This is a genomic window from uncultured Georgenia sp., assembly GCF_937958535.1.
GTDB lineage: Bacteria > Actinomycetota > Actinomycetes > Actinomycetales > Actinomycetaceae > Oceanitalea.
The window spans coordinates 1-11,401 of record NZ_CALGNQ010000057.1 but is presented as its reverse complement, the minus strand read 5'-3'; the positions used below and the strand labels follow the sequence as shown (position 1 = coordinate 11,401).

The window sequence follows — 11,401 nt, the reverse complement described above, 5'->3', positions numbered from 1 at the left end:
TCGACGAGGCCGACGGCGACCAGCAGAAGGCGCTGGAGATCATCCGCGTCAAGGGCCTCAAGGGCGTCGCCAAGCGCGAGGGACGCTCGGCCTCCGACGGCCTCGTCGCCGTCGAGATCGTCCAGGACGGCGACCGCGAGACCGGGGTCATGGTCGAGCTCAACTCCGAGACCGACTTCGTGGCGAAGAACCAGGTGTTCATCACCCTGGCGGAGAAGGTGCTCGCCGCGGCCGTCGCCTCCGGTGCCGAGGACGTCGAGGCCCTGCTCGCCGCCCCGACCGGTGACACCACCGTCGGCGCCCTCGTCGACGAGCACGCCGCCACGCTGGGCGAGAAGCTCGTCGTGCGACGCGTCGCCCGCCTGTCCGGGGAGAAGGTGACGAGCTACCTGCACCGCACCGCCAAGGACCTGCCCCCGCAGGTCGGCGTGCTCGTCGCCACCGACGCGGCCGGCGCCGAGGTGGCCAAGGACGTCGCGATGCACATCGCGGCCTTCAGCCCGCAGTACCTCACCCGGGACGACGTCCCCCAGGACGTCGTCGCCAACGAGCGGCGCATCGCCGAGGAGACCTCCCGCAACGAGGGCAAGCCGGAGGCCGCGCTGCCGAAGATCGTCGAGGGCCGGATGAACGGCTTCTACAAGGAGAACGTCCTCCTCGAGCAGGCCTACGCCCGTGACCCGAAGACCACGGTCGGCAAGGTCGTCGAGGGCGCGGGCGGCACGGTGACCGGCTTCGTCCGGTTCCGCGTCGGCGCCTGACCAGCTGTCCGGTGGCCCCGGCCCGTACCCGGGCCGGGGCCACCCGCGTACCATCACCTCGGAGGTCTGCATGAACGTCCCGTCCGACACGTCCACCGCCGCCCCGCCGCGCCGGGTGCTGCTCAAGCTCTCCGGTGAGGTGTTCGGCGGGGGGTCGATCGGTCTGGACCCGGACGTCGTGTCCGCGGTCGCCCGGGAGATCGCCGAGGCGAACCGCGCCGGGGTGCAGATCGCCATCGTCGTCGGCGGCGGGAACTTCTTCCGCGGCGCCGAGCTCTCCCAGCGGGGGCTGGACCGCTCCCGCGCCGACTACATGGGCATGCTCGGCACCGTGATGAACGCCCTGGCGCTGCAGGACTTCCTCGAGCAGGCCGGGGTCCGCACCCGCGTCCAGACGGCGATCACCATGGGGCAGGTCGCCGAGCCCTACATCCCGCTGCGCGCCGTGCGGCACCTGGAGAAGGGCCGCGTGGTGATCTTCGGCGCCGGCGCAGGGATGCCGTTCTTCTCCACCGACACCGTCGCCGCGCAGCGCGCCCTGGAGACGCACTGCGAGGAGGTCCTCGTCGGGAAGAACGGTGTGGACGGCGTCTACACCGCCGACCCGGCCGTGGACGCCTCGGCGACCAAGCTCGAGCACGTGACCTACCGCGACGCGCTGCGCCAGGGGCTGCGGGTCGTCGACGCGGCGGCCTTCTCCCTGTGCATGGACAACGGCCTGACGATGCGCGTGTTCGGCATGAACGAGCCAGGCAACGTCACGCGGGCGCTGCTGGGTGAGAAGATCGGGACACTGGTGACGGTTGGCGGCGGCGACGCCCCGGCGGCCGACAACGACGGCACCACCGACGGCACCACAACGGCTGCCGGGGACGACACGAAGGAGCAACGGTGATCGACGAGATCCTCCTCGAGGCCGAGGACAAGATGGACAAGGCGGTCGAGGTCGCCGGTGAGGAGTTCAGCAACATCCGCACCGGCCGTGCCAACGCGGGGATGTTCAACAAGATCCTCGTGGACTACTACGGTGCCCCGACCCCGCTGCAGCAGCTCGGCTCGCTCACCATCCCCGAGGCCCGCACGGTGCTCATCCAGCCCTACGACCGCGGTGCCACCCAGGCGATCATGAAGGCGCTGCGCGAGTCCGACCTCGGCGTCAACCCGGCCGACGACGGCAACGTCATCCGCGTCGTCCTGCCCGCCCTCACCGAGGAGCGGCGCCGTGACTACGTCCGGCTCGCCAAGGCCAAGGCCGAGGACGCCCGGATCTCCATCCGCAGCATCCGGCGCAAGGCCAAGGACGAGCTCGACCGCCTGAAGAAGGACGGCGAGGTCGGCGAGGACGAGGTCGAGCGCGCCGAGAAGGAGCTCGAGAGCCTGACGAAGAAGCGCGTCGACACCGTCGACGACCTCCTCGCCGGCAAGGAGCGAGAGCTGCTCGAGGTCTGACCGGCCCGTGAGCACCACCGGCGGCGACCCACCGCTCACGCGTCGGCAGATCCGCCAGATCCAGGAGGGCGCCCGGCGCTCGCTCGTCACGCCGGCGCCCCCCAAGCCCGGCGGCCGGGCGGGCCGCAACCTGCCCGCCGCCATCGGCGTCGGTCTGGGGCTGCTCGCGCTCGTCCTGCTCAGCCTCTTCCTGCGCGAGGAGGCCTTCGTCGTGCTCGCCCTGCTCGCCACCTCCGGCGCGCTGTGGGAGTTCGGGCGGGCGGTGGGCACGCGCGGCATCACCATCCCGCTGCTGCCGCTGTGGGTGGGCAACGCCGGGATGCTCGTCTCGGCGTACACGGCCGGGCCGAGCGCGACGCTCGTGGCGTTCTTCCTCACCGCCGGCGGGGTGCTCGTGTGGCGGGTGGTCGACGGCGGGGGGCCGGAGGCGGTCCGGGACGCCGCCGCCGGGGTGCTCGCCGCGGCCTACGTCTCCTTCCTCGCCGCCTTCGCCGTGCTCCTCCTCGCCGAGGAGCGGGGCCCGTGGCTCGTGCTCACACTGCTGCTCGGGGCCGTGGCGAACGACACCGGCGGCTACGTCGCCGGGGTGCTCTTCGGCAAACACCCGATGGCGCCGTCGATCAGCCCGAAGAAGTCGTGGGAGGGGGCGGCCGGCTCCCTCGTCCTCGCCGCCGGCGTCGGGGTCGGCCTGGCGGTGCTCGCGCTGGACGCGCCGTGGTGGGTCGGGCTCCTCTTCGGGGCCGGCGCCGTCGTCACCGCGACGGTCGGCGACCTGGCCGAGTCGCTGCTCAAGCGTGACCTCGGGCTGAAGGACATGGGCACCCTGCTGCCGGGGCACGGCGGCATCCTCGACCGCATCGACTCCATGCTGATGACCGCCCCGGCCGGCTACCTCCTGCTGACGACGTTCGTCAGCTGACCGTCACGAACATCTGGAAGAATCGGCCCCGCCATGTCGACGACCGCCTCCCTGCCCCCGACGCCCGGCGCCGCCGGTGACCGTCCCCGGCTGACCTTCACCGCCCGCCGCCGCGGCAAGCCACCCCGCCACCTGGCCGACCTCAGCCGGGAGGACCGGGCCCAGGTGCTGCGGGACCGGTCCCTGCCGGGCTACCGCGCCGACCAGCTCTCGCGGCACTACTTCACCCACCTCACCCGCGACGACGCCGCCATGAGCGACCTGCCCGCCCGGGACCGCGGCCGGCTGGTGGAGGAGCTCCTGCCGGAGCTGCTCACCGAGGTGCACACCCTCCAGGCGGACGCCGGCGCCACCCGCAAGACCCTGTGGAGCCTGTTCGACGGCGCCAAGGTCGAGTCGGTGCTCATGCGCTACAGCGAGCGCGCCACCCTGTGCGTCTCCTCCCAGGCGGGCTGCGGCATGGCCTGCCCGTTCTGCGCCACCGGACAGCAGGGCCTGACCCGCAACCTGTCCACCGCCGAGATCGTCGAGCAGGTGCGCCTGGCGGCCGCGGCCTGCCGCGACGGGTTGCTCGCCGGCGGGCCCACCCGGCTGACCAACGTCGTCTTCATGGGGATGGGTGAGCCGCTGGCCAACTACCGCGCCGTCGTCGACGCGGTGCGTCGGATGGTCGAGCCCAGCCCGGCCGGCTTCGGGCTCTCCGCCCGCAACGTGACCGTCTCCACCGTCGGGCTGGTCCCGGCGATCGACAAGCTCTCCCGGGAGGGGCTGCCGGTCACCCTCGCGGTCTCCCTGCACGCCCCCGACGACGGCCTGCGCGACGACCTCATCCCGATCAACTCCCGGTGGAAGGTCGGTGAGCTGCTCGACGCCGCCCGCCGCTACTTCGACGCCACCGGACGACGGGTGAGCATCGAGTACGCCCTCATCCGCGACATCAACGACCACGAGTGGCGCGCCCAGCTCCTCGCCGACGAGCTGCTCTCCCGCGGGCGGGGCTGGGTCCACGTCAACCCCATCCCGCTCAACCCCACGCCCGGCTCCCGGTGGACCGCCTCCGACCCCGCCGTCGAGGAGACCTTCGTGCGGACGCTGCGCCGCGCCGGCATCCCGACGACCGTGCGCGACACCCGCGGCAGCGACATCGACGGCGCCTGCGGGCAGCTGGCGGCCGAGGCGCTGGCGGCCACCGCCCCCAAAGTGAAGGAGCCCACCCGATGAGCAGCCCGTTCCCGGTCGCCGGACGGATGAGCACCGGCTACCACCGTGAGCAGGTCGACGAGTTCTTCGCCCGTGCCCGCCGCGAGTACGAGGCCGGCACCATCGGCGAGAACGGGCTGACCGAGGCCGACGTCCGGTCCGTCGCCTTCGACCTCGTCCGCGGCGGCTACGCGACCGGCTCGGTCGACTCCGCCCTCGACCGGCTCGAAGCAGCGATCGTCCAGCGGCGCCGCGACGCGTTCATCGCCCAGCACGGGCAGCAGGCCTGGATGGACCGGATCGCCGAGCTGGCCACCACCCTCTACCCGCGCCTGGTCCGGCCGCGCGGCGAGCGCTTCGCGCCTCCCGAGAAGGGCCGCGGTTACGACCGCGACGCCGTGGACGACCTCATGGACCGGCTCGTGGAGTACTTCGACGCCAACGGCGACCTCACCGCCGCCGAGATCCGCACTGCCACCTTCCCCTCCGCGCGCCGCCAGCGCGCCTACGCCGAGGGGGTCGTCGACGCGTACCTCGACCGTGCCGTCGAGGTGCTCCTGGCGGTCGAATGACCACGACGCTCACCCTCCTCGGCTCCACCGGGTCCATCGGCACCCAGGCCCTCGACGTCGTCGCCCGCGGCGGCTACACCGTCGAGGCGCTGGCCGCCGGCGGCGGCAACCTGCGGCTGCTCGCCGAGCAGGTGGTCGAGCACGACGTCCCGCGGGTCGCCGTCTCCCGCGGTGACGCGGGCGAGGTCCGCGACGCGGTCACGGCGGTCGCCGCCGAACGGGGCCGGCCCGCACCGCCGGTCGAGGTCCACGTCGGGGACGAGGCCGTGGCCGAGCTCGCGGGCGGCGGCAGCGACGTCGTCCTCAACGGGGTCACCGGCTCGGTGGGCCTGGAGCCCACGCTCGCCGCGCTGCGCGCCGGGTCGCGGCTCGCGCTGGCGAACAAGGAGTCCCTCGTCGTCGGTGGCGCGCTGGTCCGGGCCGCCCGGCAGCACCCCGACCAGATCGTGCCGGTCGACTCCGAGCACTCCGCCATGGCCCAGGCACTGCGCTCCGGCACGCACGCCGAGGTGGCCCGGCTCGTCCTCACCGCCTCCGGCGGCCCGTTCCGCGGGCGGCGCCGCGAGGAGCTCACCGACGTCACCGCCGAGCAGGCGCTGGCCCATCCCACGTGGGACATGGGCCCCGTCGTCACGGTGAACTCCGCCACCCTGGTCAACAAGGGGCTGGAGCTCATCGAGGCCCACCTCCTGTTCGACGTCCCCACCGAGGACATCACCGTCGTCGTCCACCCGCAGTCCGTCGTCCACTCGATGGTCGAGTTCGTCGACGGCTCGACCATCGCCCAGGCCTCCCCGCCCGACATGCGTCTGCCGATCGCGCTCGCGCTGTCGTGGCCGGCGCGCCCGCAGCGGGCGATCGCCCCGTGCCGCTGGGACGAGGCGACGAGCTGGACCTTCGAGCCGCTCGACGAGGAGACCTTCCGCGGTGTGCGGCTGGCCCGCCAGGCCGCTGCGGCCTCGGCGACCCACCCGGCCGCCTTCAACGCCGCCAACGAGGAGTGCGTCGCCGCCTTCCTCGCCGGCCGGCTCGGGTTCCTCGCCATCACCGACATCCTCGAGCAGGTGCTCACCGAGCACGACGGCGCCCCCGCCGAGGGCCTGGACCTCGCCACCGTCCACGCCACCGAGACCTGGGCCCGGAGCCGCGCACGGGAGCTGGTGGACCGCCGATGAGCTTCGCCGTCGGCGTCCTCGTCCTCGTCGCCGGGCTGCTCGTCTCCATCGCGCTCCACGAGGTCGGGCACCTCCTGCCCGCCAAGCGGTTCGGCGTCAAGGTCACCCAGTACTTCGTCGGCTTCGGACCCACCCTGTGGTCCCGCCGCCGCGGCGAGACCCGGTACGGCCTCAAGGCGATCCCGCTCGGCGGCTACGTGCGGATGGTCGGCATGTACCCGCCGGCCCGCGCCGGCGCCACCCCCCGCCGCACCCGCGGCGGCCGCCCCACCCTCGTGGAGGAGGCCCGCCAGTACTCCCTGGCGGAGGTCGCGCCGGGGGAGGAGCACCGCACCTTCTACGCACTGAGCGTGCCGAAGAAGCTCGTCGTCATGCTCGGAGGGCCGGTGATGAACCTCCTCATCGCCGTCGTCCTCATCGCCGTCGTCATGGTCGGGTTCGGGGTGCCCGCCTACACCGCCACGCTCGGCAACGTCCAGGAGTGCCTCCCCGCCGACCCCGCCGCCACCGAGTGCCGCGACACCGACCCGCCCGCCCCCGGCGCCCTCGCCGGCCTCCGGCCGGGCGACACGGTGCTCTCCTGGGGCGGACGACCCGTCACCGGGTGGGACGACGTCCGCGCTGCGATCGCGGACGCCGGGACGAGCCCCGCCACCGTCGTCGTCGAGCGCGACGGGCAGGAGCGGACCCTGACGGTGACCGCTGCGACGGTCGACCGGCCCGTCGTCGTCGACGGGGAGGTCCTCACCGACGCGGACGGCGAGCCCGTCACCGAGCCCCGGCCCTTCGTCGGGATCGGGCCCACCGCCGCCCTGGAGCGCCGGCCCCTCGGTGCCGTGCCCGCCCGGGTCGGTGAGGCGCTCGGCGCGACCGTCGACGTCGTGCTCACCCTGCCCCAGCGCATCGTCGCCGTCGCCCAGGCCGCCTTCGGGCAGGAGGAGCGCGACCCCGGGGTCGTCGGTCTCGTCGGGGTGGGCAGGTTCGCCGGGGAGATCGCCTCGATCGACAGCGAGCGGTACGGCGTCGCCGAGCGCACCGCCGACATGCTCGGCCTCCTCGCCTCGCTCAACCTCGCCCTCTTCGTCTTCAACCTCCTCCCGCTGCTGCCCCTCGACGGCGGGCACATCGCCGGCGCGCTGTGGGAGGGGCTGCGCCGCCGGGTCGCGGTGTGGCGCAACCGGCCCGACCCGGGCCCCGTCGACGTCGCCCGGCTGCTGCCGGTGACCTACGTCGTCGTCGTCGTCATGGTCGGGATGAGCCTGCTGCTCGCCTACGCCGACATCGTGCGACCCGTCACCCTCACCGGCTGACCTGTGCGCGGGGGAACGCCGGTGGGGGATACTGGCCGGGTGAGTACTCCGATCTCCCTGGGCATGCCGACCGTCAAGGAGCAGCCACCCGTGCTGGCTGCCCGCAAGCCGACCCGCAAGATCCGGGTCGGCGACGTCGAGGTCGGCGGTGACGCACCGATCACGGTGCAGTCCATGACGACGACGAAGACGCACGACATCAACGCCACGCTGCAGCAGATCGCCGAGCTCACCGCCTCCGGCTGCGACATCGTCCGGGTGGCCTGCCCCACCGACAAGGACGCCGAGGCGCTGCCGATCATCGCCAAGAAGTCGCAGATCCCGGTCATCGCGGACATCCACTTCCAGCCCCGCTACGTCTTCGCCGCCATCGAGGCCGGCTGCGGCGCGGTGCGCGTCAACCCCGGCAACATCAAGAAGTTCGACGACAAGGTCAAGGAGATCGCCAAGGCCGCCTCCGACGCCGGCGTCTCCCTGCGCATCGGCGTCAACGCCGGCTCCCTGGACCCGCGGCTGCTGAAGAAGTACGGCAAGGCCACCGCCGAGGCGCTCGTCGAGTCCGCGGTGTGGGAGGCCTCCCTCTTCGAGGAGCACGACTTCCACGACTTCAAGATCTCGGTCAAGCACCACGACCCCGTCGTCATGGTGCAGGCCTACCAGATGCTCTCCGAGCAGGGGGACTGGCCGCTGCACCTCGGGGTCACCGAGGCCGGGCCGGCCTTCCAGGGCACGATCAAGTCCGCCACCGCCTTCGGGGCGCTGCTCTCCCAGGGCATCGGCGACACCATCCGCGTCTCCCTCTCCGCGCCGCCCGTCGAGGAGGTCAAGGTCGGCAACCAGATCCTCGAGTCGCTCAACCTGCGGCCCCGCAAGCTCGAGATCGTCTCCTGCCCCTCCTGCGGCCGCGCCCAGGTGGACGTCTACACCCTCGCCGACGAGGTGACGGCCGGGTTGGAGGGCCTGACCGTGCCGCTGCGCGTGGCCGTCATGGGCTGCGTCGTCAACGGTCCCGGCGAGGCACGGGAGGCCGACCTCGGCGTCGCCTCCGGGAACGGCAAGGGCCAGATCTTCGTCAAGGGCGAGGTCATCAAGACCGTGCCGGAGGACCAGATCGTCGAGACCCTCATCGCCGAGGCCAACCGGATCGCCGCCGAGATGGGCCTGGAGCCCGACAGCGGCAGCCCGGTCGTCACGGCCGGCTGAACGGCGCGACGTGCTCGGCAGGTGGCGCTCCTCCACCGGTGTGCGGGTGCGCTCCCTGCGTGAGGAGGACCGCGCCGCCGCGCTGGAGCTGTGCGCCGTCGACCCGGTGGCGACCGTGCTCGCCGCCGTCCAGGTGGAGCAGCTGGGCCGGCGCCGGCTGCCCGGCGCCGAGCTGCTCGGCATCTGGCGGGAGGGGGAGCTACGCGCCCTGTGCTGGGCCGGCGCCAACCTCGTCCCGGTCGCGCTGGACGAGCCGGAGCTGCTCGACGCCATGGCCGACCACGTCCGCGGCCGCGGCCGCCGCGCGTCCTCGATCGTCGGGCCGGCCGAGCAGGTGCTGCCGCTGTGGGACCGCCTCGGCCCGACGTGGATGCGGCCGCGTGAGGTACGCGCCGACCAGCCGTCCATGGCGATCAGCAACACCCCCGCCGTCGCCCCCGACCCGCGGGTGCGGCTCAGTCGGCTGGAGGACCTCGACATCCTCGTCCCCGCCTGCGTCGCGATGTTCACCGAGGAGGTGGGCTACTCACCCCTCGCGGCCGGTGGCGCCTACGCCGCACGCGTCCGTGAGCTGGTGACCCTGCAGCGCTCCTACGTGCGCATCGAGCAGGCGCCCGAGGGCCGGCGGGTCGTCTTCAAGGCCGAGGTCGGGGCCTGTGCCCTCGGGGTGGCGCAGATCCAGGGGGTGTGGGTGCACCCCGAGCACCGGGGGGAGGGCATCGCGGCGCCGGCGATGGCGGCCGTCGTCGAGGACGTCCGCCGCCGCACCGCCCCCACGGTTTCCCTCTACGTCAACGGCTACAACGCCCCGGCGCTGGCGACGTACCGCCGCACCGGGTTCACCCAGGTCGGCATCTACGCCACCGTCCTCTTCTGACCGCCGGCGCGGGCCGGGGTGCCGGGCACCGCACCGCTCCCGGGGTACGCTGGCCCGCGTGCTGATGCGGATGTCGACCCTGTTCCTGCGGACCCTGCGTGAAGACCCGGTGGACGCCGAGCTGCCCAGCCACCGGCTGCTCGTCCGGGCCGGCTACATCCGGCGCGCCGGCGCGGGCATCTACACCTGGCTGCCCCTCGGTCTGCGCGTGCTGCGCAAGATCGAGGACATCATCCGCGAGGAGATGGTCGCGGCCGGGGCGCAGGAGGTCCACTTCCCGGCGCTGCTGCCGCGTGAGCCCTACGAGGCCACCGGCCGCTGGACCGAGTACGGGCCGAACCTCTTCCGGCTCAAGGACCGGCGCGAGAACGACTACCTGCTCGCGCCCACCCACGAGGAGATGTTCACCCTCCTGGTCAAGGACATGTACTCCTCGTACAAGGACCTGCCGCTCACGCTGTTCCAGATCCAGACGAAGTACCGCGACGAGGCCCGGCCGCGCGCCGGCCTGCTCCGCGGGCGTGAGTTCATCATGAAGGACGCCTACTCCTTCGACGTCGACGACGCCGGCCTGGAGCGCTCCTACCAGCAGCAGCGCGACGCCTACGAGCGGATCTTCACCCGCCTGGGCCTGGAGTACGTCATCGTCGCCGCGACGAGCGGGGCGATGGGTGGCTCGCGCTCGGAGGAGTTCCTCTTCCCCACGCCCTCCGGTGAGGACACCTTCGTCCGCTCGCCGGGCGGCTACGCCGCCAACGTCGAGGCCGCCCGGACCGCGGTGCCCGACCCGGTCGACGCCACCGGCCTGCCGCCGGCCGAGGTCCGCGACACCCCCGACTCCACGACGATCGAGACCCTCGTCGAGCGGGCGAACGAGCTCTACCCTCGCCCCGACCGGCCGTGGACGGCCGCGGACACGCTGAAGAACGTCGTCCTGTGCCTCACCCACCCCGACGGCACCGAGGAGCTCGTCGTCGTCGGGCTGCCCGGCGACCGCGAGGTCGACCTCGCCCGGCTCGAGGGCGCCCTGGAGCCCACGACCGTCGCCCCCGCCACCGACGAGCAGCTCGCCACCCGACCCGAGCTGGTCAAGGGCTACATCGGGCCGGACGTCGTCGGGCCCAACGCCGTGCGCGACGGCGAGGAGCGCACCTCCCTGCGCTACCTCCTCGACCCCCGCGTCGTCCCCGGGACGAGCTGGATCACCGGTGCCAACGCCGAGGGCAAGCACGTCTTCGGCCTCGTCGCCGGCCGCGACTTCACCGCCGACGGCACCATCGAGGCCGCCGAGGTGCGCGCCGGCGACCCCGCGCCCGACGGCTCGGGCCCGCTCGAGCTCGCCCGCGGCATCGAGATCGGCCACGTCTTCGCGCTCGGCCGCAAGTACGCCGAGGCCCTCGGGCTCTCCGTGCTGGACGAGAACGGCAAGGCCGTGACGGTGACGATGGGCTCCTACGGCATCGGCGTGAGCCGGGCGCTCGCCGCCATCGCCGAGGCCACCTGCGACGACCTGGGCCTGTCCTGGCCGATGAACGTCGCCCCCTACCACGTCCACATCGTCGCCACCGGCAAGGACGAGCAGGTCTTCGCCGAGGCCGAGCGGATCGGCTCCGAGCTGTCCGCCCGGGGCGTGGAGGTGCTCCTCGACGACCGCCCGCGGATGTCGGCCGGGGTGAAGTTCGCCGACGCGGAGCTCCTCGGGGTGCCGCTCGTGCTCGTCGTCGGCCGCGGCCTGGCCGACGGCACGGTGGAGCTGCGCGAGCGGGCCGGCGGGGAGCGGCACGAGGTGCCCGTCGGCGAGGCCGTCGACACGGTCGCCGCCGCCGTCCGCGCCGCCCTCGAGCGCTGAGGACGCCGGTGCGGAGCGGCCGGCTGCGCGCCGCCGGCGCAGCCCTCCTCCTCGCCCTCGCCCTCGCCGGCTGCGGGGTCCGGGTC

Annotated in this window: 11 protein-coding genes; all 11 read left to right on the top strand. The window is 73.4% G+C overall.

The genetic code is table 11. From position 1 onward, the window contains the following. A partial coding sequence (tsf, locus tag Q0195_RS03475) for a translation elongation factor Ts (protein WP_299274591.1) occupies positions 1–761 on the top strand: 761 nt, incomplete at its 5' end. A 70-nt stretch (positions 762–831) separates the two neighbouring features. Next, the gene (gene pyrH / locus Q0195_RS03470; RefSeq protein WP_299274588.1) at positions 832–1,656 is read left to right on the top strand and encodes a UMP kinase; all 825 of its coding nucleotides are present in this window, start codon (positions 832–834) and stop codon (positions 1,654–1,656) included. Then, entirely contained in the window at positions 1,653–2,210 is a 558-nt protein-coding gene (gene frr / locus Q0195_RS03465) for a ribosome recycling factor (RefSeq protein WP_299274585.1), read from the top strand. Before pyrH ends, frr begins: the two co-directional genes overlap by 4 nt. 7 nt (positions 2,211–2,217) lie before the next feature. Further along, on the top strand, positions 2,218–3,129 hold the full coding sequence (locus Q0195_RS03460; RefSeq protein ID WP_366518073.1) for a phosphatidate cytidylyltransferase: 912 nt from the start codon (positions 2,218–2,220) through the stop codon (positions 3,127–3,129). A 33-nt stretch (positions 3,130–3,162) separates the two neighbouring features. Beyond that, positions 3,163–4,350 carry a 23S rRNA (adenine(2503)-C(2))-methyltransferase RlmN gene (gene rlmN, locus Q0195_RS03455; RefSeq protein ID WP_299274582.1) on the top strand — a complete coding sequence of 396 codons (1,188 nt, stop codon included), beginning with the start codon at positions 3,163–3,165 and terminating at the stop codon, positions 4,348–4,350. Further along, positions 4,347–4,901 carry a DivIVA domain-containing protein gene (locus Q0195_RS03450; protein WP_299274579.1) on the top strand — a complete coding sequence of 185 codons (555 nt, stop codon included), beginning with the start codon at positions 4,347–4,349 and terminating at the stop codon, positions 4,899–4,901. The genes rlmN and Q0195_RS03450 overlap by 4 nt, the downstream gene beginning before the upstream one ends. Further along, positions 4,898–6,076, top strand: coding sequence for a 1-deoxy-D-xylulose-5-phosphate reductoisomerase (gene dxr / locus Q0195_RS03445; RefSeq protein ID WP_299274576.1), 1,179 nt, complete (start codon positions 4,898–4,900; stop codon positions 6,074–6,076). The genes Q0195_RS03450 and dxr overlap by 4 nt, the downstream gene beginning before the upstream one ends. Then, a complete protein-coding gene (locus Q0195_RS03440) occupies positions 6,073–7,386 on the top strand; it encodes a site-2 protease family protein (protein ID WP_299274574.1) in 1,314 nt (437 codons plus the stop codon). Before dxr ends, Q0195_RS03440 begins: the two co-directional genes overlap by 4 nt. 63 nt (positions 7,387–7,449) lie before the next feature. Then, complete coding sequence (gene ispG / locus Q0195_RS03435; protein WP_299274597.1) at positions 7,450–8,589, top strand: flavodoxin-dependent (E)-4-hydroxy-3-methylbut-2-enyl-diphosphate synthase; 1,140 nt, start codon at positions 7,450–7,452, stop codon at positions 8,587–8,589. Between the two features lie 10 nt (positions 8,590–8,599). Further along, a complete protein-coding gene (locus Q0195_RS03430; RefSeq protein ID WP_299274571.1) occupies positions 8,600–9,466 on the top strand; it encodes a DUF4081 domain-containing GNAT family N-acetyltransferase in 867 nt (288 codons plus the stop codon). A gap of 70 nt (positions 9,467–9,536) precedes the next feature. Next, entirely contained in the window at positions 9,537–11,315 is a 1,779-nt protein-coding gene (locus tag Q0195_RS03425; protein WP_299274594.1) for a proline--tRNA ligase, read from the top strand. Positions 11,316–11,401: the final 86 nt, after the last annotated feature.